The organism is uncultured Streptococcus sp. (assembly GCF_963525625.1).
Lineage (GTDB): Bacteria > Bacillota > Bacilli > Lactobacillales > Streptococcaceae > Streptococcus.
Genome location: NZ_CAURLD010000006.1, coordinates 1 through 26537, shown reverse-complemented (window position 1 = coordinate 26537; position 26537 = coordinate 1). Strand labels below are relative to the sequence as shown.

Annotated in this window: 26 protein-coding genes; 4 read left to right on the top strand and 22 right to left on the bottom strand. The window is 41.3% G+C overall.

The window, feature by feature from the left end; translation table 11 throughout:
• Position 1: 1 nt before the first annotated feature.
• From RYK49_RS04665 to RYK49_RS04635, 7 genes are all read right to left on the bottom strand, one after another.
• Complete coding sequence (locus tag RYK49_RS04665; RefSeq protein WP_314830575.1) at positions 2–868, bottom strand: ABC transporter ATP-binding protein; 867 nt, start codon at positions 866–868, stop codon at positions 2–4.
• Positions 869–1018: 150 nt separating this feature from the next.
• On the bottom strand, positions 1019–3019 hold the full coding sequence (locus RYK49_RS04660; RefSeq protein WP_314830576.1) for an ABC transporter permease: 2001 nt from the start codon (positions 3017–3019) through the stop codon (positions 1019–1021).
• The gene (locus RYK49_RS04655; protein ID WP_002899832.1) at positions 3000–3779 is read right to left on the bottom strand and encodes an ABC transporter ATP-binding protein; all 780 of its coding nucleotides are present in this window, start codon (positions 3777–3779) and stop codon (positions 3000–3002) included. Before RYK49_RS04655 ends, RYK49_RS04660 begins: the two co-directional genes overlap by 20 nt.
• Positions 3780–3948: 169 nt before the next feature.
• Positions 3949–4704, bottom strand: coding sequence for a TraX family protein (locus RYK49_RS04650; protein WP_314865032.1), 756 nt, complete (start codon positions 4702–4704; stop codon positions 3949–3951).
• A gap of 149 nt (positions 4705–4853) precedes the next feature.
• Entirely contained in the window at positions 4854–5234 is a 381-nt protein-coding gene (locus tag RYK49_RS04645; RefSeq protein ID WP_314830578.1) for a class Ib ribonucleoside-diphosphate reductase assembly flavoprotein NrdI, read from the bottom strand.
• A gap of 11 nt (positions 5235–5245) precedes the next feature.
• Complete coding sequence (locus RYK49_RS04640) at positions 5246–6226, bottom strand: sensor histidine kinase (RefSeq protein WP_314865030.1); 981 nt, start codon at positions 6224–6226, stop codon at positions 5246–5248.
• Positions 6210–6896, bottom strand: a complete 687-nt coding sequence (locus RYK49_RS04635; protein ID WP_023916543.1) for a response regulator transcription factor — start codon at positions 6894–6896, stop codon at positions 6210–6212. The genes RYK49_RS04640 and RYK49_RS04635 overlap by 17 nt, the downstream gene beginning before the upstream one ends.
• A gap of 149 nt (positions 6897–7045) precedes the next feature.
• On the opposite strand from RYK49_RS04635, the gene RYK49_RS04630 reads away from it, so the two are divergent.
• Together RYK49_RS04630 and RYK49_RS04625 are read left to right on the top strand one after the other, a co-directional pair.
• Positions 7046–8260: a DUF2974 domain-containing protein gene (locus RYK49_RS04630; protein WP_314830581.1), complete on the top strand. Its 1215-nt coding sequence runs from the start codon at positions 7046–7048 to the stop codon at positions 8258–8260.
• A gap of 158 nt (positions 8261–8418) precedes the next feature.
• Positions 8419–9615: a ferric reductase-like transmembrane domain-containing protein gene (locus RYK49_RS04625; RefSeq protein ID WP_314830582.1), complete on the top strand. Its 1197-nt coding sequence runs from the start codon at positions 8419–8421 to the stop codon at positions 9613–9615.
• A gap of 109 nt (positions 9616–9724) precedes the next feature.
• Here the strand turns inward: RYK49_RS04625 and RYK49_RS04620 are convergent, their stop codons facing one another.
• The gene (locus tag RYK49_RS04620) at positions 9725–10189 is read right to left on the bottom strand and encodes a DUF3592 domain-containing protein (RefSeq protein ID WP_314830583.1); all 465 of its coding nucleotides are present in this window, start codon (positions 10187–10189) and stop codon (positions 9725–9727) included.
• 208 nt (positions 10190–10397) lie between these two features.
• Here RYK49_RS04620 and RYK49_RS04615 point away from each other — a divergent pair, with 208 nt between their 5' ends.
• Together RYK49_RS04615 and RYK49_RS04610 are read left to right on the top strand one after the other, a co-directional pair.
• Positions 10398–10925 carry a DUF2975 domain-containing protein gene (locus RYK49_RS04615; protein ID WP_314830584.1) on the top strand — a complete coding sequence of 176 codons (528 nt, stop codon included), beginning with the start codon at positions 10398–10400 and terminating at the stop codon, positions 10923–10925.
• Between the two features lie 12 nt (positions 10926–10937).
• On the top strand, positions 10938–11147 hold the full coding sequence (locus RYK49_RS04610) for a helix-turn-helix transcriptional regulator (RefSeq protein WP_002894739.1): 210 nt from the start codon (positions 10938–10940) through the stop codon (positions 11145–11147).
• 54 nt (positions 11148–11201) lie between these two features.
• Here the strand turns inward: RYK49_RS04610 and lacG (RYK49_RS04605) are convergent, their stop codons facing one another.
• From lacG (RYK49_RS04605) to metG, 14 genes are all read right to left on the bottom strand, one after another.
• A complete protein-coding gene (gene lacG, locus RYK49_RS04605; RefSeq protein WP_314830585.1) occupies positions 11202–12608 on the bottom strand; it encodes a 6-phospho-beta-galactosidase in 1407 nt (468 codons plus the stop codon).
• An 83-nt stretch (positions 12609–12691) separates the two neighbouring features.
• On the bottom strand, positions 12692–14398 hold the full coding sequence (locus RYK49_RS04600) for a lactose-specific PTS transporter subunit EIIC (RefSeq protein WP_314830586.1): 1707 nt from the start codon (positions 14396–14398) through the stop codon (positions 12692–12694).
• Entirely contained in the window at positions 14398–14715 is a 318-nt protein-coding gene (locus RYK49_RS04595) for a PTS lactose/cellobiose transporter subunit IIA (protein WP_002894735.1), read from the bottom strand. The genes RYK49_RS04600 and RYK49_RS04595 overlap by 1 nt, the downstream gene beginning before the upstream one ends.
• Positions 14716–14764: 49 nt before the next feature.
• Positions 14765–15598 (bottom strand): PRD domain-containing protein, encoded by an 834-nt coding sequence (locus RYK49_RS04590; protein WP_314830587.1) that lies wholly within the window; start codon positions 15596–15598, stop codon positions 14765–14767.
• A 306-nt stretch (positions 15599–15904) separates the two neighbouring features.
• A complete protein-coding gene (locus tag RYK49_RS04585) occupies positions 15905–17584 on the bottom strand; it encodes a PTS lactose transporter subunit IIBC (RefSeq protein WP_314830588.1) in 1680 nt (559 codons plus the stop codon).
• Positions 17585–17599: 15 nt separating this feature from the next.
• Positions 17600–19000, bottom strand: a complete 1401-nt coding sequence (lacG, locus tag RYK49_RS04580) for a 6-phospho-beta-galactosidase (RefSeq protein WP_314830589.1) — start codon at positions 18998–19000, stop codon at positions 17600–17602.
• A gap of 386 nt (positions 19001–19386) precedes the next feature.
• A complete protein-coding gene (lacD, locus tag RYK49_RS04575; protein WP_314830590.1) occupies positions 19387–20367 on the bottom strand; it encodes a tagatose-bisphosphate aldolase in 981 nt (326 codons plus the stop codon).
• A gap of 3 nt (positions 20368–20370) precedes the next feature.
• A complete protein-coding gene (locus RYK49_RS04570; protein ID WP_314865027.1) occupies positions 20371–21300 on the bottom strand; it encodes a tagatose-6-phosphate kinase in 930 nt (309 codons plus the stop codon).
• Between the two features lie 12 nt (positions 21301–21312).
• On the bottom strand, positions 21313–21828 hold the full coding sequence (gene lacB / locus RYK49_RS04565; RefSeq protein ID WP_314865025.1) for a galactose-6-phosphate isomerase subunit LacB: 516 nt from the start codon (positions 21826–21828) through the stop codon (positions 21313–21315).
• 16 nt (positions 21829–21844) lie between these two features.
• Entirely contained in the window at positions 21845–22270 is a 426-nt protein-coding gene (gene lacA / locus RYK49_RS04560; protein WP_143877718.1) for a galactose-6-phosphate isomerase subunit LacA, read from the bottom strand.
• A 208-nt stretch (positions 22271–22478) separates the two neighbouring features.
• The gene (locus tag RYK49_RS04555; protein ID WP_314831600.1) at positions 22479–23234 is read right to left on the bottom strand and encodes a DeoR/GlpR family DNA-binding transcription regulator; all 756 of its coding nucleotides are present in this window, start codon (positions 23232–23234) and stop codon (positions 22479–22481) included.
• A 216-nt stretch (positions 23235–23450) separates the two neighbouring features.
• On the bottom strand, positions 23451–24107 hold the full coding sequence (locus RYK49_RS04550; protein ID WP_314831599.1) for a DUF4230 domain-containing protein: 657 nt from the start codon (positions 24105–24107) through the stop codon (positions 23451–23453).
• Between the two features lie 4 nt (positions 24108–24111).
• On the bottom strand, positions 24112–24246 hold the full coding sequence (locus RYK49_RS04545; RefSeq protein WP_002903218.1) for a hypothetical protein: 135 nt from the start codon (positions 24244–24246) through the stop codon (positions 24112–24114).
• 136 nt (positions 24247–24382) lie between these two features.
• Positions 24383–26380 carry a methionine--tRNA ligase gene (metG, locus tag RYK49_RS04540; RefSeq protein WP_314831598.1) on the bottom strand — a complete coding sequence of 666 codons (1998 nt, stop codon included), beginning with the start codon at positions 26378–26380 and terminating at the stop codon, positions 24383–24385.
• Positions 26381–26537 lie beyond the last annotated feature (157 nt).

Below are 26537 nucleotides of genomic sequence, written 5' to 3'. Positions count from 1 at the left end.
ATTAGCGTACCTCTCTTCCTGTCAGTGCCATAAAGGCATCGTCCATGGTTCCAGGTTGGAATTCAAATTGTTCAATATAGGGACCAGCCTGAGCCAGTAAGGTCAGAGCTTCTTGAGTCGTTTTAGGGTGGAGGATAAATTCCCCTTCCTTGACTTGCTCCCAAGCGCAGCCTCTTGGCAAGCTTTTCTCTAAACCTGCTGCATCTTGACTTAAAATCCGTAAGACATTGCGGGCATAGTTTTCCTTAATCTGGTCTGCAGAGCCTTGGGCAATGACCTGACCATGATCTACGATATAGATCTTATCTGCATCATCAGCTTCATTGAGATAGTGGGTTGTCAAGACAATGGTCATCTGCTCTTCTTTCTGAATTTGTTTGAGTAGGCTCCAAATACTCTCCCGAGTCTGAATGTCCAGGCCTGTCGTAGGCTCATCCAGAAAAAGCAGGTCGGGACTGTTGAGCAGGGCTCGCGCAATGTCCACCCGACGCTTTTGGCCGCCAGAAAGTGTCCCGTAGTGCTGGCTGGTGAAGGCTGACAAGCCCAGCTGAGAGACCAAGCGTTCGATTCTACCTGTCGGCATCTCCTTGTACTGCTTGGCTCTGATAGTCAGATTTTCCAAAACTGTCAGCCGGGCGTCCAACACACTGTTTTGGAAAACCACACCCAGCCTAAGCTTTTCAGCATAGCAAATCTGCCCTGAAGTCGGCCGCAAGAGACCTATCAGCATCTGAATGGTCGTGGATTTTCCTGCGCCATTAGGGCCTAGAATAGCTGTAAAACTGCCTCTCTCAATCTGAATATTCAGATCATTAACTGCCACCTTATCGCCATAAATCTTGCTAAGATTTCTTGTTTCTACTAACATGATCTTTTCTCCTTTTCTTAACTTCTGAGACTATGATAGCAAGTCTTTTTTGAAAAATCTCAACTTTTTGGACAAGCGGTAAAATGAGGGAGATGAGAGGTGAAAATCCAGACGTCAAAAAATCCCCGACCATTCGGTCAGGGAAGTTTATTAGCGGGCGACAATCTTGCGGTAACTGCGTGAAGTCAGTAAGAAAACTAAAATATAGGTCAGGAGGAAGACTCCGCAAGTTGCAAGTGTTGTCTGAATTAAGAGAGGAAGATTGGTCACACCCAATAGGGCAACTATCAAGCGCAGCATATGAAAGACCGCTGCTACATGTAGAAAAGCAAAGATGAGAGGTAGGAAGAAAACAGTCAAGATCTGCTTGCGAATGGTACTTCTAGTCTGCTTTTCATCTAAGCCAACCTTTTGCAAAATGATAAAGCCATCTCGGTCTTCATATCCTTCAGAGATTTGCTTATAGTAAATCACGAGAACGGCCCCTAGGAGGAAGATAACGGAAAGGAAGACACCGATGAAGAGCAAGGTTCCAGTAAGTTCTTGATAGCTCTTTTCTGCGCTGTAACGGTCACTAGCCATTGCATAGCTACCATCTTGAGCTTGTTCCTGATCCAAAAAGTCCCTCAACCCCAGCTGGACTTGCTCAATAAACTTTTTACTGTCCTTAGTCTCTGAAGTAACTCCAATGTAGTAGTAATGATCCACATCAAGATTAACCTCTTTGCTATCATTGACCACCATATAGAGACCCTGTTCCATGGCCACATCATTTGGATTAGGGATTTCCCCATGAGTGAAATTCGACGATAAAAGCTGCTTAATCTTCCAGTCCTTTCCATTCACTCGGAGAGGCTTGTCCTTATTTAAAGAAATATTTTTTCCATAGACAAGAGTTTCATCGTCTGCCAAGTCTATCTTTTCCCCTGTCATTTTTTCATAATCCTGACGATTGATGACCGTAATCGTGCCTGCAGACTTGGTCAAGATACTTGTATCCGACTCTAGCTCTCTTTGCATTGGAACTGTCACATCATTACCAGCCAGTTTCGTAATGAAGGCTGATTGGTAGAGATAGGTAGTATAGCTTGGCTTCTTCAGATCTGTGTCCTGAGCAACTTGCTGAACCTTGTCCAACAGAGCCTCCTTCTGATCGGTCGATTTCGGCAAGACGACGCTGACATTGTAATCCTTTGGATGCAAGGTTGTAATATAATCCTGACCTCCAACATAGATATTGATTGTACCAACCAGAGTCACTAAGAGCATGGTAGATAGAATGGAGATAGTTGCCAATCCTGCTGCATTTTTACGCATCCGCGAGATGAGATTGGAAACAGAAATGAAATTCTGCGTTTTATAGTAGTAACCTTTGCGCTTTTTTAGAAATTTCAATAGTGTAATTGAACCTGCATTAAAAAGCAGATAGGTTGCTAGGATAACCATGATCACGGCTATAAAGAAATTGCCGATAGCAGCGACAGGCTTGGTAACGGTCAAAGCCATATAATAAGCCACACCCATGAGCAGGAGACCCAGCAAGGTTTGCAGCAAAAGGAAGCGTCCTTTCTTCTCACCTGCTTTCTTTTCTTTCATTAGGTTAAGAGAGCTATAGCGTAGAAGGCGCGTAGAGTTGAGCAACAAAATCACCGCAAAAGCGACACCCAGACTAGCTAGAGTCATCCCGACGTTCTGCCATTGGAAGGTCGAGTCAAGAACTGCCGGCAGTCCCATCAATTTCAAAAGGACTGCGTAGAGCATCTTATCTAAAGCTAGGCCAGACAAGATACCCAGACCAACTGTAGCCAGATAAAAGACACAGAGTTCAAAGAAGGTCATGACTAGCAGATGCTTTTTCTCCATGCCCAGCAGACTATAGACTCCCAACTCTCTCGAACGGTTCTTCATAACAAAGCTATTAGCATAGGTAATGAGGATGAGGACGGCAATCTGAATGACATGGATACCAAACTGCAAGGTCATGCGAGCTGCCGAACCGCCATAAGAGGTCTCCATATTAGGGCTATGAGCCAGTGAAACAAAACTATACAAAATCGCTGTTGCCAGTACCGTCGCCAAAGCAAATGGATAATACAAACTGCGATTTTTAACCAGGTTTGACAAAGCTAGTTTACTCGTTAGTTTGAACATAATTGCCCACCTCACTTGCCATAACTGTCAGAGTATCAGAAATCTCTTGGAACATCTGCCGCTCGGTCTTGTCACCACGGAAGATTTGATTGTAGAGAATCCCATCCTTGATAAAGAGCACCCGCTTGGCGCGGCTAGCCGCTGCCGTTGAGTGGGTCACCATGAGAATGGTCTGACCGCGGGCATTGATGTCGTCAAAGACATCCAGCAACGCAGCCGAAGACTTAGAATCCAAGGCTCCCGTCGGCTCATCCGCCAGCAGAATCTCAGGGTCTGTGATGATGGCCCGAGCCACTGCAACCCGCTGCTTCTGACCACCGGAAATCTCATAAGGAAACTTCTCTTGCAGCTTGTTAATCCCCAGCTCATTGCAGGTTGTGACCAGCTTTTGCATCATTTCAGTAATGGGACGGCGAGAGAGGACCAGTGGCAGGAGAATGTTGTCTTTGACCGACAGGGTATCCAACAGATTGAAGTCCTGAAAGACAAAGCCTAATTTCTCCCGGCGGAAGCTGGAAGCCTGGCTGTTTTTGATGGTTGCCGTGTCAGTTCCGTTGAGAAAGACGCGACCCTCAGTCGGCTTGTCCAGCATGGCTAAGATGTTGAGCAAGGTGGATTTCCCAGAACCTGACTCCCCCATGATGGCGACATATTCGCCTTTTTCTACCGTAAAGTGAATGTCTTTCAAGGCCTCTACTTGGCTGCCCTGAAAGCGGGTTTTATAAATCTTTTTCACGTGTTGTACGTCTAATAATGTCATCTTTAATCCTTTCTGTCTAGCAGGCACCTATCAAAGCCCTGCTTTTAGCAGCATTTATAAACTGCCTCCTAATTGATAAGTCTATTTTATCTCAACACCAACCGCCCTGCCATAACCTAAGCTTACATTTTAAAGTGCAATCTTACACTTTTGTAAGATAAGATGAGCTTTATTTTACCCAAAAGGCAATCAAAGCAATTAGCCAAAGGTGGGCTGGATAGAATATATAGAAGAAATATTTGCTCCACTTGCTGCTGGATCCTCGCTCACCATTGTAGAAGTGCAAGAGAGGAAGAACACTGATAAAGAGCCAGTCTGAATTATAGAGCAGCATTGATAGTGTGTCCTGCAAGGTTGGATAAATTTGAATACTCATGGCAAAGAGAATTCCCGCCCAAACTACATAGGACAAGTTTCTGAAAAAGACTTGATTTCTAAAAAGGTAGGTCAAGAGCATGAAAGGAAGCAGAGCCATGCCGCCTTCGCTAAAGAGAAGCCCAGCCAGCAAGACTAATACTCCTGCCGTCAGCCGCAAACCACGCTTCTGCTCCTTAGCAGCTCCTCCATTGTCAGAAAAGCCAAAGAAAAGACTCAGCATGAGGACCCCGCAGGCCAAGGTCAGGAAGATATTGTGAGTGAGGTAGATGCCCTTTTCCTGAAAGAGGAGCGTCAGGATACAGTTTCCTGTCTGCATCAGGGCTGCCCAAAAGAAGAGCCGCATATTGTAAGCCAGGCGGTTGCGAGTGTGGAGAAAACCTTCCACTGCCATGAAGGCAAATGCTACTCCGACACAGCGGGTTAGGGCATGTAAGACACCATCCCAGCCGTCCGGCACCAGCCCCGGTATCTGACTGATATGGTCAAAAACCATAAGAAATGCCATGAAGAGCTTCAACTGAAAAGCATTCAAACCTTTTGATTTCATTTTTCTGTCTCCTTCTTATTTCTTGCCTCTATGATAATAAAAAAGAAAGGCCGGTACCATAACCTAACCTTTCATTTGCTAGTTTTATTCTTACAATTTTGTCACTTTTAAAAATCATGCAGGAGCATCCGTCAAAAATAGCACAAAACCTAGTGGCTTTTATGCACACTTTCAGCTGTCTGCAACTGTCCTAGAAAGCCTTTGACTGCCTTTCTGTCTGCTTCCGTTCCAGAGCCCTCTATGTTACGAATATGGCGAAGACCATACTGCTCCACTATCTTATCCGTCGCCCCGCAAAAGGTCCGCGGATAACGCTTCTGATTGCCATTGATGACAAAGCCTTTGATTAGATGTCTGTTCTTTCTGATGAAGCGCTTGGTCGTCCACGGAATCTGCCCTGCTCCGCTATTTCTGCTGACTAAAATACAGGGCTCCTCTAGCTTTTTCCAGACTGACTGGCTAGGCAGTCCCAGACTTTTAGCAAACTTCTTACCCAAACCAGTCAGACTATCATAAACCACTACTAGCAACTTTCTTCCTCCTACTCAAAGATCAATTTCTTCTCAGGAAAGGCGATGGAAACCGTCGTTCCCTGACCAACTTGAGAGTCTATAGCAATCTTGTGTCCCAACTGGTCAGCAATTTTCTTGGACAGATAAAGACCTAAGCCTGATGACTGCTGGGTCAAACGACCGTTGTAACCTGAGAAACCACGCTCAAAAACCCGCAGCAAATCAGCATTTTGAATCCCCAAACCCGTGTCCTTAATGTAGAGGCTGCCCTCGTGAAAATAAATCTCTATGCTGCCTTCTTTGGTGTATTTAAGACTATTGGATAGGACCTGCTCCAAAATCACTAGAAACCACTTTTTATCAGTGACAATCGTGTGGTCTAGGTCATGAAGATTGAGGCTGAGTCCTTGCTGAATAAAGAAAAGAGCGTATTTCTTGACTACTTCTATGACCAAATCAGCCAGATTTTCCTGCTTCAGCACTAGATCGTCATGGAAGCTTTCTAGACGGAGGTACTGGAGCACCAGATGAACGTAGGACTCAATTTTAAAGAGCTCCTGCTCCAACTGAGACTTGGTTTCCTTATCCTTCAAGTCTCCAATCAAGAGCGAGCTGGCTGCAATAGGTGTCTTGACTTGATGAACCCAAAGAGTATAGTAGTCCAGCAAATCATTGTATTTTTCCTGCTCAACCAAGAGCTGATTCTTCTGCTCGTACTCCAGCTCTTCCACTCGTTCCTGCAAAAGCTTTTCTAGAGGAGTCTGAGCCTGAGCAGATGCCTGCAGCTTCTGGCTGCGATAGCCCTTAAAGGACGTCCAAGCATCTGCTCCGATAAACAAGAAAGACAGAAAAGCCAGCAAGAGCGCGACATATTCCAGCAGACTGCGGTAAGTATCAAAGACAAAGGCAAAGAGCAGAATAAAACCTAGCAGCAAAATCAGCAGAGCTAAAAAAAATCGCCGCGAATAAAGGTAAGACTTAAGAAAGAAAAATTTATCCTGTATGTCCATTGATGAGACCGTATCCTATTCCTTTTTTGGTTTCGATGAAATTCTTCAGTCCGTGCTCTTCAAGCTTCTTACGCAGGCGAGCCACATTGACCGATAGGGTATTGTCATCGATGAAAAAATCGCTGTTCCAGAGTTCCTTCATCAGATCATCACGCGCTACGATACCATCTGCGTGCTCAAAGAGGACCCGCAAAATCTGAAATTCGTTCTTGGTCAAGGTCACCACTTTCCCATCAAAAACCAGATCTGTCGACTTGAGATTAAGAATGACACCCTGGTGCTCCAGGAGACTCTGGTCGTTTCCAAACTCATAGGAACGGCGCAGCAAGCCCTGAACCTTAGCCAGAAAGACATTATTGTCAAAAGGTTTGGTCACATAGTCATCTGCCCCCATATTGATAGCCATGACAATGTCCATGGACTGATCGCGAGAAGACAGAAACATGATGGGCACCGTTGAAATCTTGCGGATTTCCTGACACCAGTGATAGCCGTTAAATAAGGGCAGGCCGATATCCATCAGCACCAGATGCGGCTCCTCTCGAACAAAGACAGTCAGCACATCCATAAAGTCCTCAACTGCCACTACCTGAAAGCCCCATTGTTCCAGCATTTTCTTAATCATTTGACGGATGACTGGATCATCTTCTACTAGTAAAATCTTGTGCATCTTTCCCTCCCGATTACTTGCTAGTAACATTATACCAAAAAATGCTTTTGCTTGTTTATCATCCTCAGTCTAAGGTAGGATTTTTCTGGAAAAGAGAAATTCTATCAGAAAAATATGCTATACTAACTAGTAGAAATCGGAGATAAAACATGAGCAATATTTTTACTTACCTTGAAGAAGTTCAGCATGACAGCATTTATGATAAAGCTTTCAATGAACTGGATCTGCTAGTTCTGACAGAGATGACCTACTTGCCTTTTGACCAACTGGTGCACGAGGACATGTCCCCCTACTGCGACTGCCGGCTGCTGGATTTGGCCGATCAAGTACCGCGCGACCTCTCCATGATGGTCAGCAAAAACCGACTGAAACTGCTAGATTTGGCCGCAGCCTCTACCCGCTTTAAAAATCTAAAATTGATGGGCTATGTCAATGATGTTGACCAAGATATCCAGAAGCAATTCGCTGCCTTGACTTTCAAAATCAAGCCTGATACCTATGTCCTGGTCTTTCGGGGTACGGACGACTCCATTGTCGGCTGGAAGGAAGACTTCCACATGACTTATATGGACCAGATCCCTGCTCAGAAAATGGCTGAGCGCTATCTGCAAAAAGCCTTAGAAAGTCTATCAGGTAGCTTTATTCTAAGCGGTCATTCTAAAGGAGGCAATCTGGCTTCCTATGCAGCCAGTCAGATGGAAGCATCGCTCCAAGACCGTATTGAAGCCATCTACAGCTATGACTCTCCCGGTCTCAATCACTCTGTCACCGAAAGCAATGGCTATCAGGCCATGGTTGAAAGGATGAAGCGCTACCTGCCTCAAAACTCCATCGTCGGCATGATGCTGGAAACACCTAAGGAAGCAAGGATTGTCAAAAGCAGTGCCATCGGCGGCTTTGCCCAGCACGATACCTTTTCGTGGAAAATCAAGGGAGACTCTTTCCTATTGCTGGATACACTAGATGCAGAGAGTCTGCAGATAGACAAAACGTTTAAAAATTGGGTGAGCACCGTTTCAGATGAAGAACTTAAAGACTTTTTCGACCTCTTTTTCGGACTGATTTTGGATGCTGGTATCCAGTCTGTCGACGAACTGTCCAATGTTGAAAACTTTAACAAAGTTCTCGATATCCTGAAAAATGCTCAATCTCTAACAGACCAAGAACGTGACATGCTGCTGCGCTTGTCCAAGCTCTTGCTGGATATGCGTGTCCAAAGCTGGAAGGACTCCATTAGCTTGCCTAAGCCTTCTGCTATTGGCAAGGATATCCGAGAAAACCTATCACGCTGGAGCAAGCAGTTGCCTTTCGGCCAGTCTGAGACTGACAAAAAGGAAGACACTGCCGCAGAGGTTCAAGAGTAAAATCACAAATCTCTTCTATAGCTTGGCTAAGGGAAGACTTGACCTATCCATACCAAAAACAAAACAAGCTCTTATCTTGACAGCTTGTTTTTTCTTTGTTAGAATGTAACAAATCCATTTACAACTAAATAGTGATAAAAATCAGAAAGGAATCCATCATGAAATCTATCAAAGGAATCGCCCTTATTGCTCTTAGCATACTCCTGACCATCTATGCTTGGGCTTCAGCTGGAATGACCAACTTTATTGTACCCGGTTTGGCCTTAACAACCCTTTCGCTGACCTTTTTACTTGCGACTCGGAATGCACTTTTGGAAAAATGGTTCCATGGCATCGAAAAGATGTATGCTTATCATAAGTTTACAGCTATCTTTTCCGTCGTCCTGCTTGCTCTCCACAATGTTGCTATGGGTGGTAGTCTCTGGGGATCTCATCTGGCAGCCCAGCTTGGGAACGTCGGCATCTATCTATTTGTCAGCATTGTTCTGGTGGCCTATCTTGGCAAGCACATCAAATATGAGGCTTGGCGCTGGATTCACCGCTTTGTCTATTTGGCCTATATCTTTGGTCTCTTCCATGCTTATATGCTGATGGGCGGTCGACTCCTAACACCAACCTTGCTGGGTTTCGTAGTCGGATTCTACGCTATCATCGGTTTAGCTTCTGGCTTTTACATCATCTTCCTCTATCAAAGTTTGGCCTTTCGCCATCTGGGAAAAATCATGCAGGTCAAACGCCTCAACCACGATACCGTGGAGCTCAAAGTTCAGCTCAGTCAAAAGCTAGACTATCAGTATGGGCAGTTTGCCTTTGTCAAGATTTTCCAAGAAGGATTTGAAAAAGCGCCACATCCCTTCTCTATCTCTGGCGGTCATGACAATATCGTCTACTTTACTATCAAGAACTCTGGAGACCACACTAAGAAACTTTATGACAAGATCCAAGAGGGAACCAAGGTCACCATTGACCGAGCTTATGGTCACATGATTCTTGACCAGGGGCAGGAAAAACAAATCTGGATTGCGGGTGGGATTGGCATTACACCCTTCATTTCCTATATCCGTGAAAATCCTAATCTGAATCGTCCAGTCAGCTTCTACTACGCTTATACCGGAGCAGAAAATGCTGTTTACCTAGACCTACTCAAAGACTATGCAGCTAAGAATCCGCAGTTCAACCTTCATTTGGTTGATAGTAAGGTCTCTGGCTATTTGGACTTCAAGAATTATCCTTTGGACGACAAAACTACCGTCTTCATGTGCGGACCTGTCAAGATGATGGATAAACTAGCCAACGAATTTAAAAAGACCAATCCTAAAGCAGTTCTGGTCTATGAAGGTTTTAAGTTTAAATAAAGAAACCAAAAAGAGGAGTTCAATCCTCTTTTTTAGTCTATTTGGATTCAACAGATTTTGAAAAAGATCAATTTTGTATCACTCAATATCCAAAAATAGACTTTTCAAACTACAAAAATATACGGAAAAAATTAATTCCAATTAGAATGAGCAAGAAAATAGAAAATCCGATAAACAAATATTTAAAATACTTTTCATTGCTATAGTAAACCATCATACTTGAGCCGACGGGAAATATTTTTTTCAAGTCTAGACTTCTATCCGAGCCGTAAACATAGTCACTTGAAAAGACATCTTTTTGGATTCTTCCTGAAGATGCAGGGATAAACTGTTTATACTCAAGTCTTTGTCGATATTGTTTTCCACGGACAGTATAATCTACAAGAGGCAAGGCTACCTGTGGTGGCTCACCATGGCGAGTATAGATGGAACTGTTATATCCTACTACTTTGCCTGATATTAAAGATGTAGATTTACTTCTAATAGAAATTTCTTTTCGATAGTGAAGATAGAGTGGAAAAACAATAACTAGCCAGAGTAGCCCAAGCACCACAATCATAAACATAGGATTCATTACTATCTCCTTCGTTACTTTGATATTCAATACATATTGTATCAAAATTTTCATCGATACCAAATCCTCTATAAGATATCCTTTTGGTCTCAAAAAAATTATCGTTTTTCGATATATTTTTCTTGAAATACAATAAAAAATAGATTATAATAAGCATAAAAGGAAAAGAAAATCTACTGCCGGCTGATTTTCGATAGAGGTAAGCATCATGAAAAAGATTGAATTAAAAAATAACTCTTTGCTCAAAGATATTGTTACTCTATTAAACCTTATCATAGTGGGTTATACTGCTATTCTGGTCTTTCTTACTATCCTAAGTGTGATTTCTTACACCGGTCTTTCCGACAGGCTGGGAATAAAGCTCAATGTTCAATTTCTGCCCTCAGTTGATTTTTCAAATTGGTGGAGTGTTTTAGCCTTTTTTATAAATCTTCTCACAGCTTCTTTGACTATTTATCTCATCTATCTTGCTCGTAATTTCATCAAAAATTTGATTGGTGGAAAGATTTTTGATTCATCAAACACGCAACTAGCTGATAAGGCATGGAAAGTCTTTTTGGCTCTGACTTTTCTTTCCGTTAAGGTTGCTACATCAGGCAATCCCATTGCCCTCCCCTTCTCTTTTAACGCCAGTATGAGCTTTACACCTCTCTTGGGCGCTCTGATTATTTGGCTGATGATGAAAATTCTAGAAAAGGGGATTGATATAGCTGAAGAAAATGAATTTACCATCTAGGAGGCTGCTATCATGATTATCGTTAATCTTGATGTCCAGCTGGCCAAGAAAAAGATGAAACTAGGTGAACTGGCCGATATCATCGGTATTACCAACGCCAACCTTTCCATTCTCAAAACGGGCAAGGCCAAGGCTATCCGCTTTAGCACCCTCAATGCTATCTGTCAAGCCCTTGATTGCCAGCCCGGAGACATCCTAGAATTTACAGATGATGAAGAATAAAAAAACTCCCGTCTTAGCCGATTCCATTCAGCTAGGAGGGGAGTTTTTATTTGCCTATTCAATCATTTGTGTTTCGGCTAGTTTCTTATACCAGTGAGCGGATTTCTTCGGATAGCGTTCCTGCGTTTCGAAGTCTACGTAGAATAAGCCGTAACGCTTTTCATAACCGTTAGACCAAGAAAAGACATCCATCAGAGACCAGATAAAGTAGCCCTTGACATTAGCCCCGTCCGCAATCGCATCGGATAAGACTTCCAGATGCTGCTTGACGTAATCAATCCTAGCATCGTCGTAAACCGTATTGTCCACAAATTCATCCTTATAACCCAGACCATTTTCTGTGATATAAATCTTCTTGTAGTTGGGATAATCCTTCTTAATCCGCATGATCTGATCATAAAGACCTTGTGGATAGATAATCCAATCCCAATCAGTTTTTGGTATATGGGTTGGAGATTCTCTGCGCCCTACACCCTTAATCTGGTACTTGGAGCTTCCCTTTTCGCCTTTTCCGTTATGGATAATTTCTGTTTCACCGTCAAAGTCGCGCATCCAGTCACTCATATAGTAGTTGATGCCAAGGAAGTCATTGAGGTCTTTAGCTGCTTCTAGAGCTGCAAAGTCTTCATCTCGTAGATCCAGCTGACCACCATTGACCTTAAGGATATGATTTACTCCTGCCAGAGTTACATCTGAATAGTGCCCCAGATAAGTCGCATCTAGGATAAACTTGTTATGGATAATATCTTCCAACTCTGCTGCTCTGACATCTGCTGGATTTTCTGGATCGTAAGGATATTTTGTCGGAAGTGCATGAACAACACCGATTTCACCCTTGTAGCCCTTGTCCTTATAAAGCTTAACGGCACGGGCATGAGAGAGCATCATGTTGTGATGGGATTGGAAAACCTTGGCTAAGTCATACTGAATCCCCGGCGGGAATTTCCCAACCAAGTACTGGCCATCACCAATAGGACCAATTTCGTTGAAAGTCGTCCAATAGCGAACTTCTGGAAATTCTTCAAAACAGAAAGCCGCATAGTCCACAAAGTGCTCAATATTTTCCCGATTGAGGAAATCTCCATTTGAATGAAGAGCCTCTGGTGTATCAAAGTGGTGGAGGGTCACAAAAGGTTCTACATGACGCTTGTGGCATTCTGCGAAAAGATTATGGTAAAACTCTACACCTTTTGGATTGACCTCGCCATAGCCTGTCGGGAAAATCCGTGACCAAGCAATGGAAATCCGAATACCATTGACACCATATTCTTCAGCCAATTTCAGATCCACAGGGTACTTGTGGTAAAAGTCGCTGGCAGGTTCTGCCGTGTACCAGTAGTTATCCTCTAGGTATTTATCCCAGGCAACAGGTCCTTTTCCATCTGTGTGGGTTGCTCCCTCAGCTTGATAGGCTGCTGTGGCACCACCGAAAATAAAATCTTTAGGTAAGGTTTTTGTCATCTTATTTTCCTTTCAATAGCATTTGAGATGAAGGCAAGCTTGATGATATTCTTATCAAGTTGCTTCATCTCACATAAACAGATTTAGTTGTTGAATTGCTCCTGAACGAAGGCTAGCGCTCCTTTGCCATCACGGGTGAGTTTGATGTATTGGCCGCCTTCAGTCTTAGCCAGCTTGATACCCAATTTATCAGTTTCCGCCTTCATGTCTTCAAAGTTGGAGGCAACTTGAGGAGCCAGGATAACCAGGTCAAACTCAGGCAGCATTTCACGGTGAGCACCGTAGCCACCCGCTGCTGCCTTGACAGGAACATTGTATTCAGCTGCTGCTTTATTCAAAGCGTTGGCCAGCAATCCGCTGGTACCGCCACCTGCACAGAGCACCAGAACATTGGTTTCTTCGCTAATATTGTTTTGCGCTGTAGCTTCTTCCTCCACTCCTGCTTTTTCAAGGATAGCGTCCGCTTTAGCAGTGTTAAAGTTAGCTGCTACTTTTTCTTTAAGAGCATCGTTAGCTTTGCCGGAACGTTCTTCTTCTAGGATTTGTTCGTCATAAACCTTGACAAATGGATAGTAAATAATCACATCCACTACGACAAGGAGGGCTGCAAGAACAAAGGACAGAAGTTGGAAGTTGGTACCCAGCACGATTCCCAGAGGTCCAGGTGTCACCCAAGGAAGGTTGGCTGAGAAGGAGTTCATGTTTAAAGTATCAACAAAGAATTTGAAAATCCATACGTTTGCGATAGGTGCAAAGATAAATGGAATAAAGAAAATCGGATTCAGTACGATTGGAGCACCAAAGAGAATGGGCTCATTGACACCAAAGAAAGTTGGGACAACAGATGCCCGTCCAATTGCACGGTTACGCTCTGACTTACAGATCCACATGAAGAGGAATGGAACAATCAAGGTCGCACCAGTACCACCCATGGTAACGATGAACATTTGAGTACCAGAAGTGATGACCTTATCCGCATGCTGACCAGCTTGTACCAGAGCCAAGTTGGCATCGATATTGGCATAAGTAATGGCAGCAATGGCAGGCTCAACGATAGATGGACCGTGAATTCCCACAAACCAGAAGAAAGCATAAGCACCAAAGATAAGTGTGATTCCCAGATAGCCATCTGCCGCTGAGAAAAGCGGAGCGAGAAGTGTTCCGATGGATTCAGCAACTGTTACTCCCAGACTTGCTTTAACAAGCAGTTCCAAACCGTAGAGCAGAACGACTGAGACAGTAAATGGAATCAAGTCTTTAAATACTTGCGAGATATTTGGTGGAACTTCTTCTGGCATGCGAATGGTGACATTATTTTTCACACAAACCTTGTAGACATTAACCGTAACGAAGGCTGCGATGAAGGCTGTCAAAAGACCTTTGGTTCCCATGAAGGCAGTCAGGAAGCCACCTTCCTTGGCAGGTTCAGCCGCCATGAGGAGGAAGCCGACCATAGAAGCCAGCATAGTAGACAAGAAGTTAATCTGGTTTGTCGCAGGCAGGTCGCGGTTGACAGAGTCTGTCAAAGCCTTTGCAGTGGTCCCTCCCACAAAGAAAGCCAGAATCCCCATCGAATAGCTATAAGGGGTCATTAGGAAAGTTTCAATGTCCTTAGACCAGTGAAAGCCCCAAGCATTTGGCACATAGGCAATCAAGATAAAGATAGATGAGAAGAGGATGACTGGCATACCAGCGATAAAGCCATCCCGAATGGCACGGAGATAGATATTCCGAGAAATCTTCTCAAAGAAAGGCTTCCCTTTCTCAATAAGTCCGATGAGTTTATTCATTATTTTACTCCTCTTTTGTATAGTTCAATCAAATGGTGCATCATATCTTTTAGCAAGATGGTAGTCATTAGGTGATCTTGGCCGTGCATCATGGTCACACTGTAAGCCAAGTCCTCACCAGCAGCTTCTTTTGTCAAGAGACTGGTCTGAGCATGGTGAGCTTCAGCGATGCAACCATTGGCTTCTTCCACCAAAGCATCTGCCTTAGCAAAATCCCCAGCCTCTGCTGCTTTCAAAGCTTCTAGGAGCTTGGAGCGAGCGTCACCAGCGTAGGCCACAATTTCAAAACCGAGCAATGTTACTTCTTCTCTATTCATGAGAGTTCCTCCTTGTATTCTTATGTAAAATGTTATTATTGTTTTCTATTTATAAAAGGCGTTGAATATGTAATACAATATAAACCCGTTCGCTACGATATAAATCAACACCGGTCTCAGTTGCAATTACTTCATATATTCTCGTTCCAATCTCATAGGCCTTAGGATAGGAATTTTTTATGTGTGATTCCATATCTAAAAGAGAGGTATTATCATCTCGAGACCTATCTAAGTAATCTAGGAAATAACTAAGATGAACCATAAAGCGATCATAAAAATTACTATTTTCTTTCGTTCGTTCAATTTGGCTCTCTTTCAGTTCTTCTTTTACTAATTCAAGGATATTCTTTGTTCTATTAATCTTACTTGTTGGAGAAGATACATCTTCACCTTTAGCATTAATAAAATGTAAAGCAATCCTACCTACTTCATCATCAGGGAAACTGTCCAATAGTTTCGTTTTAAATATTGCTAAAGCTTCCTCAGCCATGGCATACTCTATGGGATACTCATAAGAAACATCAGGCAACCGGCTATATTGATAAGTTCCTTTTTGAACAGCATGATAAGAACAGTAAATGTGATCCGTCAATGTTACATATAAATATTCTTGAACAGAATATTCATATTTGACCACTAATGCATCAATAACATCATAAGTTACAGTTATGAAATCAAGAGGTACGTCTTTTAAAAGTGTTAAGAAATTCTCTTTAGACTCTTCTGTATTAAGACGAAACACTTTATCAACTTTACTTCCTATAATTAAGTCACCTTTCCGTTTTTGAAAAGCTATCCCACTGCCTGTGACCATCAATTCTTCATGTTTCTCATTTTTTACTAAAGCGACATTATTATTGATGATATTGACAATACGATACATCAGAACCCCCTTATCATAGAATTTGTAATAGGATTTCAGCAATCCCAGTTGAAATTTTAGTTTAAATAGTTAATAGTACCACAATAAAGAAATAAAAAGAGACCACAAACGAACTGAGGGAGATAGAAGCCAAATAACCCTCATATTCATTTGTGGTCTCGCCTAATCCAACTTAGTTACGAGCCACCTTATTTAAACTATATACATTATAACAATAAAACGAAATTTTGTAAACCCTTTCTGCTAATATTTTTTAAAAATATGATTTTTTTAATCATAAATTGTTTATAACGAACAAAAAACGTCTTAATTGTTATTTTTGTTTAAATTTGATAATACAAATTCGACAGCTCCTTTAGGATCTCGAGTTAATTGAATATATTGAGCTCCCTCGGTTGCAATTAGCTGAATTCCTAATTTGTCAGTGTCTTTTTTAATATCCTCATAATAAGTTTTGACCTGTGGTGCTAGAACAATCATATCATAATATTTCATAACTTCGTAATGAGAACCATAAGCTCCAGCAGAAGCACTGAGAGGGAGCCCCAAATCTTCAGCACCTTCTTTTAACGCATTTGCAAGCATTGCACTCGTACCAGCACCTGCACAAAGCACTAAGACTTTCACCTCTTTTTCTACATCTAGAGAGTTAGCAATTGAATCAATTTCTTTTATATCACTTTCTTCTAAATTACTTTCTTCAGTTTCTACGCTAGAATTATCCAGCTCTTGTTTAAGCAATACCTTATCATATGCTTTACAGAACGGATAATAGATCAAGAAATCTACAACTAGTAGCAAAACAGTAAATACAAAACTAATTGGTTGGAAATGGGTACTCATTAAATTCCCAATTGGACCTGGTGTTGCCCAAGGAAGGACATGCATGTAGCCATTCATTCCAAGTACCGAAATAAAGAATTTACCTAAAATAACATTAACAATAGGTGCTAAACAGAAAGGTATAAAGAAATAAGGATTTAGAACAATTGGAGCTGCAAATAGAAGAGGTTCATTAACAGCAAACATTACTGGAATAATAGAAGCCTTTCCTACCGCTTTTAATTGCTTGGATCTCATAAACAAAATGAAAATTATTGGAACAATAAATGTTGCACCTGTACCACCTAGTTCGCCAACAAAATTACCAAAATTTTCTGTTAAAGCATGATATGGATGATGACCAGCTCTAAAAAGATTTAAGTTCGCTTCTGTATTACCATACAATGCAGCTGCTAATCCTGGCTTTACAACGGAAGGCCCATGAACACCAACAAACCAAAAGAATGGCACTAAGAACCATATTAAAGATAGACCAAAATAACTTTCAGCTCCTTGAAATATTGGAGACAAGACCTTTGAAAACACTTCCGCAAATGGAACTGATAGAAAATGTCGAGTAATGACATCAATTAAAGCTGCAGCTAAAACAGAGAATGAGAAAGGAAATACATCGCGAAAATTTTGAGAAATACTTCCTGGAACTTCTTTAGGCATTTTGATGGTTATATCTTTGATAACGCAAAATTTGTATACATTAACAGTGATGAAAGCTGCTACAAAAGAGGATAAAATCCCTTTTGTTCCGAAATAATCACCCAGAAAAGAACCATCTTTTTTAGTAATAGATAATAATAGAAAACTACAAATTGCTGCTAGCATGACAGAAACTTCATTAATAACTTTACCTGCAGGCATTTTTCTATTCATATTTCCAGCTAAACAACGAGCAGTTGTTCCTGCAACAAGTAACCCTACAACTCCCATTGAATAATCATATATCTTCCATAACCAAGCTTCAAACCCAGCTGAAAGTTTAATTCCAACTAAAGGGGGAATTGCTGCACAAAGAATAAAAAGACTTGAAAATAGGATAACAGGCATTGCTGTTAAAAATCCATCTTTTATAGCGGTTAAATACGCATTAGCTGATATACGTTGAAATAATTCTTGATGCTTTTCAATACGTTTAATAATACCATTCATAATCAGAACTCCTATCTATATAATATTTTTAGTTTGGCTTACAAACTTATACCAGTAGGCCGATTCCTTAGGATATCGTTTTTGAGTTTCAAAATCTACATAAAACAACCCATATCTTTTATTGTAGCCATTAACCCAAGAGAAAACATCCATAAGGGACCAGATAAAATATCCTCTTACATTTACACCATCTTGAATTGCTCGAGCAATAGATTCAAAATTTCCTCGAAGGTAGTCAATTCTAGGAGTATCCATAATAATTCCGTCTTGAAAGTTGTCCTTAAATCCCAATCCATTTTCAGTAATATAAATTTCTTTATAATCTGGATATTCCTCTTTTATAAACATAAGTAAATCATACAATCCCTGTGGATATATAATCCAATCCCAATCTGTCTTTGGTAAATCTTCTCGTTGAACCCTCTCCCCAACACCTTTAATTCGATAGACTTGTGTGCCTTTTTCACCAGTAGTATTATAGAAAAGAGTACTTTCTCCCTCATAGGATTTAACCCAATGGCTAACATAGTTATTTATACCAAGAAAATCATTCCTTTTTGATGCTTTCTCCATCTCAATAAAATCTTTTGGATCTATATGAACTGACATTCCATTTTTCAGAAGAATTTCTGAAACTAGTTCCCAAGTTACTTGACTGTATCTTCCAAAATAAGTTGCATCTAAAAGAAAACGGACAGAAAGTGCTTCATCTACTCTAGCCGCATGAATATCATCTGGACTATCACTATAAGGATATTTTGGCTCGAGGGAATGAACAACCCCTATTTTACCCGAATAGCTACCATCTTTAAAAATATTCACAACTCGTGCATGAGCATACATCATATTATGTAGACAAGTTATCACTTTTTCAAAATCAAACTTAATCTCAGGAGGAAAAACTCCTGTTAAATATTGATTTGTAGCTAGTGGATATATTTCATTAAATGTGCTCCAATATTTGACTTCTCTGAATTCATCAAAACAGAACTTAGCAAAATTAACAAAGTGTTCAATTGTTTCACGATTCAAAAAATCTCCCTTATCAAACAAAACTTTTGGAGTATCAAAATGGTGAATAGTTACAAAAGGAGTAATACCATTCTCTATACATTCAGAAAATACAGAATGATAAAAGTCAACACCTGCTTGATTTATATCTCCATACCCATCCGGAAATATTCTGCTCCAAGCTATTGATAATCGAAGGCTATCAATATTAAATTTTTTGCACAAAGCAATATCCACAGGATATTGATGATAAAAATCACTCGCTGGTTCTGCTGTATACCGACCTTTTTGTTCCAGAAAAGTGTCCCACGCAACAGGGCCTTTGCCATCCTTATTAGTAGCACCCTCGGCTTGGTATGAAGCCGTAGCACCACCCATTATAAAATCTTTCGGTAATTGAAACATATGTTCCCTCCTTAAAATTAAGACCATAGTACCGATGATAGCGACATTAACAGGGTAGAGATTCCTCCTTTCTACAATAAAAAGAGACCACAAATAAATTAAGCTAGAATACTTAATTTATTTGTGGTCTCGCCTAATGTTACGATCCACCCTATTAAATTCAAATTTATTTTACTACATTTCATAATGAATGTAAACTAATTATGTGATTTTTTTAACAAAAAATCAGTCGTTAGTGAACTTCCCATTCCGAAGTACCAATGACTGATCCTATTTTTAAGAAGTATCTAGATAATTCTTTTAATATAGAAACGCTTACGTAGGAATATACTCCCCTTTCTATTTTAAAGTATGAATCATTTAGATCTTCATTTTAAAATAGCACTTTAAACTCTTTCTTTCCAAGAGGTAGCTGTTTTTTGAAGAACCTTGTTGAGCTCATCAATATTTTCAAATCCAGTTGTACGAAGCCACTTGCGAGCTGCTTCTTCGCCTTGCTCAATGTAGTCTTTAACACTACCAGCCCAAGTAGCACGTCCACAAAGAACGCCGTTGAAGTTGGCACCTGACTCATGAGCGAACACAAGTGTTTCTTGGAAAAGTTTCGCAGATACACCCGCACTCAAGTAGATGTATGGAAGGTTAGTTGCCTCATCTTGTTCCTTGAAGAAGGTAGCTGCTTGTTCTTTAGTATGCACTACTTCACCATCGCCAAAGCCTTCAACATATTTGACGTTGACTGGAACTTCTACTTTCAAGACATCAATGTTGAAACGTGGATCTGAGAAGACCTTCATGGCACCAATAACCTTGTGAGGTTTCACTTTAGCGTATTCAGCGCTGGAAGCATCCGCAATCTTTTCATCGTAAGCCAAGATTTCAAGGAAGAAAGGAATATCTTCTGCCACACACTCAGAACCCACACGCTCGATATAAGCCTGCTTTTGCTGGTTGAGTTCTTCAGAGCTGTCTACATCATAGTAAAGGAGGAATTTCACTGCATCCGCGCCTTGTTCTTTGATGCGTTTTGCTGACCAAACATCCAGACAGTCTGGCAGACGCTTGGTACTAGAAGTATCATAACCTGTCTTTTCATAGGCCAATAGCAAGCCAGCATTCTTGTCCAAAGCCTTAGTAGCAGGCAGTCCATACTCAGGATCCAGAAGCATAGATGAAGCGTAAGGGGTCAGCTCTTCTGCAACCAAAACTTTCAGTTCTTCCATTTGAGCTACTGTTGGTTCTGATTCCTGGTGTTGAGCCATGAGGCGTTTCAAAGCACCGCGTTGGTCAAATGCCAAGGCAGAAATGATGCCATTCTCATCAGAGAGTTTTTCCATGTACTTGCGTTTTTGTTCTGTTAATACCATTCTTTATACCTCTTTTACTGTGATTTGATTGTATAGGCCGTCGTAGTTTGTAACATTGACATGACCGGTCATTTTTTCTTGAGCATTGAGCATGCCGAGAACATTTGCTTTCTTCAATAAGGAAGCATCATCTAAGCGAAGACTCAAAGCCGAAGAAATCCCTGCAACAGTTGAGTCTCCAGAGCCAACTGGATTGACCACTTGGATTTTAGGAATATCCACTTTATAGAAAGTGTCCCAGTGTTTGGCAAAAGCGCCATCTGCACCGAGTGATACGATGATCCACTCGATTCCTTCAAATAGCGGTTCTGAAAGGACAGCTTTTAACTCATCCAAATCTTTGGAAACCTCGCGATCCAATAACTGAGAAAGTTCCTCGTTATTTGGTTTGATGGCAGTTGGTTTCACATCTGATTTGAGCACAGCTTCCAGAGCAGCTCCAGAGCAATCCAGCACCACCTTATTACCAGCTTGATTAGCCATTTCAACCAATTGAATATAATATTCAACTGGTAAACCGGCTGGTAGACTTCCCGAGATACTAACTACCTCAGCTGATTCCATTAATGATTTAAAATGATGTAAAAAACCATTTGCCTCATCCGCTGTAATAGTCGGACCGGCTTCCAGTATTTCTGTTTGCTTGCCTTCGTGTAAGATAGCAATACAGTTTCTCGTATCTCCCGAAATGTTATAAAAGCATTGTCTAACATTAGGATGAAGGTTTTGTAATAAGAACTCTCCATTAGTCCCACCAATCAGGCCCGTCGCAGCAACATTATCTCCAATTTCTGCCAAGACCCTGGTTACGTTGAGACCCTTTCCGCCTGCTGTTTTACTGACTTCTGCAACACGATTAACAGTATCTATTTTCAATTCTTCTAAGGGATAGGAAATATCGATAGAAGGATTCATGGTCACTGTAAGAATCATCTAGCTACCTCACTAATCGTGGTACTCTCCACGATCCCATTTTTCAAGAAATTCTGTAAAGAAATTATCATCTGCTTGATGAGCATTGTGAGTCTCAACGTGCTCAATTTTTGCGATCAATTTTTTATTTTCTTCAGTTTGCTTGTACTCCGCATGGATGAAAGCTTCAATGATGTCACACATAAGGAGCTCACCAGTAATTTTTCCACCAAAGCCGATAACGTTGGCGTTGAGCTCTTCTTTAGCATAGAGAGCTGAGGTCATGTCGCGCACCAAAGCTGAACGAACACCAGGAACTTTATTTACAGCGTTGTTGATACCGACACCTGTACCACAGATACAAACACCAAGATCAGCTTGTCCACTAACGACTGCCTCCCCTACTTTTTTACCAAAGATTGGGTAGTGAGTACGAGTATGGTCATAAGTACCAAAATCAAGAACTTCATAGCCTTTAGATTTTAGAAAATCTGAGACCGCCATTTTTTCATTGGTAACGATATGGTCACATCCAATTGCAATTTTCATTTGATTTCTCCTTTTCTTAGCACATCTTGTTGAGCATGTCGACCCGGATTTGGTGACGGCCGCCGTCGTATTTCCCATTGACAAAGCCTTTGGCAATGTTCTTAGCCAGCCCTTCACCGACGATTTCAGCTCCCATCGTAATCATGCGAGAGTTGTTATGGCCGCGAGTCATGTAGGCAGAGCGTTCATCTGAGACTTCCGCCGCTACCATGCCTTTGATTTTGGTCGCTACCATAAATGGACCAGCACCATAAGCATCAATGACAATACCAAGATTTTCCTCTTGTTTATTCACCTCAGCCGCAACTGCAAGGGTCACATCAACAAAATCCTGACCTTCTTTCGTCACATCGACCACTTCAAAGTTTTCTCCGACGAGAAAATCCTTGACCACATCTTTCAGCTTGCTTCCAGTAGCATCTGCTCCAATAATAATTGCCATGAGCATTCTCCTTTGTTTGATTTTTTGCACAGAATATTGTTTATAAAAAACACTTTCTGTTTCCTATAAGCATACTATACTCCTTTAAAAGTTATTTGTCAACAGATTTTTGTTTATTTTAATCAAAATATTTTTAAAGATGATTAAAATAAACAAAAAAAGCCCTAAAAAGAGCTTTTTGATAATTTTTTCATCCATTTAAAATAACCTAGGAAATAATCTTGGTATAAACCTCCAGTTCTTCTTGAGCATTTTCAGACATCTGGTCTGTGATAACAGCTGTAATATCAGCCAAAGGACAGATAGAGGTGAAATCTTCCTTACCAATCTTAGAAGAATCAATCAAGAGGTAAGACTCTGATGAGCGCTCCATAGCCAGCTTCTGGGTGTAGGCTTCTTCAAAAGAAGAAGTCATAATCTGACCATTTTTGATACCATTGCCGCTGAAAAACATCTTAGTAAAGTACATCTTATCCATGATGGCATTGGTCATCTCGCCGACAAAGGCTTGAGTCGCTTCCCGCATCTCCCCACCAAGTAGAAAGACTTTGAAGGTATCCGACTTCTTCTTCAAAAGATCGTGAAAAATCGGAAGGCAGTTGGTAATCACGCGCAAGTGCTGATTGCTTATTTCCTCAGCCAGCACTTCCACAGAAGTCCCCGGTCCAAGAAAAATAGTATCGCCATCTTCAATCAGCTCCACAGCCTTCTTGGCCACAGTCCGCTTGGCCTTGATATTCTGATAAAGCTTCTCTTCATGAGGGATTTCTCTATACTTGAGATGCTGATTACTTTTAGCCCCACCGTGAACACGAGTCAGCAGCCCTTTACTTTCCAGCTCAATCAAGTCCCGCCGAACCGTCATGTCGGAGACCTTCATACTCTCTACAATTTCAGCAACCGTCACTGTCCCAGCTCGATCCACCAGCTTAACTATTTCGTCCTGTCTCTGATTTTTACCCATACTTTAGCCTCTCTACACATTGGTTTTGTTTATTATAACTCATTTTTCTGTTTTTTTCCATATTTTCTGTTTGTTTTAAACAAAATTGAGAGTTTGCGATATGGTATAGGAGATAAAAAAGCACCTCGCAATGATGTGCAAGGTGCTTTCTCCAGTTGATAGAACGATATATTTCACTATATGCCAAACTGTATCACCATAAAGAAATTTTGTTTCCTATTGATTCACATTTTTAAAGGTCACTTTAGCTTCTGGGTCAATACTAGTAACAATAGTTTTATAATAATGTTCTGCGGATTCCGTAATGAGATTTTTATATTGTTTAATATAATCTTCTTGTTCTTTATTGCTAAGAGATTTAGCAACATGCTCTCCAGTATCAATATTTTCTGTTGAACCGCTCAACAGCTGTCCACTCATATCATAGAGTTTGTATCGATCTTTGGGATTATCCGAGACCTCTACACCTATAACTTCATATTTAGGTATAGTTAGCTCGTACTCATGTTCAGCAATTTTCTTAATCTTAATTCCTTCTTTAATTCCAAATTTAGCCGTATAATTAAGAATAATAATAGCTTTCTTAACAGACAGTGGAATACTGATATTGGTGCCAGGAATCTTCTTATCTTTCTCAATCGTTTCAACCTTTTGAATCCCTACATCCAAAAAAACACTTTCGTTGACTTTCTCCAAGCGAGTGATTTGCGTATAGATTTGGCTTCGTTCATCTGAAGCGTTTTTACCTTGGAAAAATCCAATGATATTATAAGTTTTCGCAACAACAAAAAAGATAGCAAGAACGGCTACCACAATCCATATGTAAATCTTAGCCCCCAAAACTTTTTTTATGAAATCCTTAACTATTTTCATTATACTACTTCCTCCGAATCAAAAATGCTGTTCCAAGGCTAATAATAGCTAGAAAAGCTGCCAAATAAGGATTCAGCGGAAAGAGAATAACAATTAAAAGCAACAACAAAACAAGTGATGCAATTTTTACTATTTTCATAATATAACTCCTAAAACTTTTTCAATAAAAATTATATAAATATATATACCTTTTGTCAAGCGGTTTCAAAGAAAATATTACATCAAAAATCCCCCAGCAGACTCCTGCTAGGGGATTGTCATTAGATCAAAGATTTTTATCCAATCAAACTTCCATTTGGCACTTTCTCGTCCACGGTAAGGAGTGTCAGTTGGTCGCCATGCTCAGCTGATAGAATTATACCTTGGCTGATGCGGCCCATCATTTTGCGCGGTTTGAGATTGGCTACGATTTGGACTTTCTTACCGACCAGCTCTTGCTCATTTGGATAGTACTTAGCAATACCAGAGAGGATTTGGCGGTCCTCTCCGTCTCCTGCATCCAAGCGGAACTGAAGAAGCTTGTCAGAACCTTCAACTTTAGAAACCTCTTTGACTTCTGCAACACGGATTTCCACCTTATCAAAGTCATCAAACTTGATTTCCTTGCGGTTAAGTTTGAGCTCGACTTCTTCTGGCTTCCATTCTTTTTCAACCGCAGATTTGTTACCTTCCATTTGTCCCTTGATATAGGCAATTTCTTCTTCCATATCCAGGCGCGGGAAGATTGGTGTCCCTTTCTCTACAACTGTCAGGCCTGCTGGGAGCTGGTCAATTGCTAGGTTTTCCAGAGACGCAGATTGAGGCAAGCCAAGTTGGCTAAGGACATCCTTGCTCGTTTCCATCATGAAAGGCTCAATCATGTGGGCCACAACACGAAGGCTGGCTGCTAAGTGGCTCATGACTGCTGCCAGTTCTTTGACCTTGGAATCATCCTTAGCCAGAACCCAAGGAGCGGTTTCATCGATATATTTATTGGTGCGGGAGATGAGCGTCCAGACTGCTTCCAGGGCACGTGGGTAGTCAACTGCATCCATATGTTTGTAGTAGTCAGCGATGGATTGAACTGCTACCTGAGCCAGAGCTCCATCAAAGTCTGTCACATTTTCTTCATAGGCTGGCACTTGACCGTCAAAGTACTTGTTAATCATAGAAACCGTACGGTTGAGGAGGTTTCCGAGGTCATTGGCCAATTCATAGTTGATCCGACCTATATAGTCCTCAGGAGTGAAGGTTCCGTCTGAACCAACAGGAAGACTGCGCATGAGGTAATAACGCAGGGCGTCCAAGCCGTAGCGTTCTACCAGCATTTCAGGATAGACCACATTACCCTTGGACTTGGACATCTTGCCATCTTTCATGACAAACCAGCCGTGAGCAATCAAGCGGTCGGGCAGCTTAATATCCAGCATCATGAGCAGGATTGGCCAGTAGATAGAGTGGAAACGCAGAATGTCCTTGCCCACCATGTGGAAGACCGTTCCATTCCAGAATTTATCGTAGTTAGTATGATCATCCTGACCGTAGCCAAGGGCTGTCGCATAGTTGAGTAGGGCATCAATCCAGACATAGATAACGTGTTTAGGATTTGATGGCACCGGCACGCCCCAAGTAAAGGTCGTCCGAGATACGGCCAAGTCTTCGAGACCTGGCTCAATGAAGTTTTTCAGCATTTCATTGAGACGTCCGTCTGGTGTGATAAAGTCTGGATGAGATCTAAAAAATTCTACCAAGCGGTCTTGGTACTTGCTGAGACGGAGGAAATAAGACTCTTCTGATACCCACTCCACTTCATGTCCAGATGGCGCAATTCCGCCGGTTACCTTTCCATTTTCATCACGGAAGACTTCTGCCAACTGGCTTTCAGTGAAAAATTCCTCGTCAGAAACGGAATACCAGCCTGAATATTCACCCAAGTAGATATCATCTTGGGCTAAGAGTCGTTCAAAGACATCGGCTACAACCTTTTCATGGTAGTCATCGGTCGTCCGGATAAATTTATCATAAGAAATATCCAAGAGCTGCCAGAGTTCCTTGACCCCAACTGCCATACCATCTACATAAGCTTGAGGGCTGATGTCAGCCTCCTCTGCCTTGGCCTGAATCTTCTGTCCGTGCTCATCAAGACCGGTCAGATAGAAAACATCGTAGCCCATGAGACGCTTGTAGCGAGCCAGAACATCACAGGCAATGGTCGTATAGGCAGACCCGATGTGGAGCTTACCGCTCGGATAGTAGATAGGGGTTGTAATATAAAACGATTGTTTTTCAGTCATTTTTAATCCTTTCAAGACTAATGAAACCTTTTTTAGTAGCACTTCATTATATCATATTTTGTTAAGTTTGCGAAAAGACATTCATTAACATTCAAATCAATTAAAAAGAGTCTGGGACAATAGTCCCTTATCTCCAAAAAAAGCAACGGTTTTATGT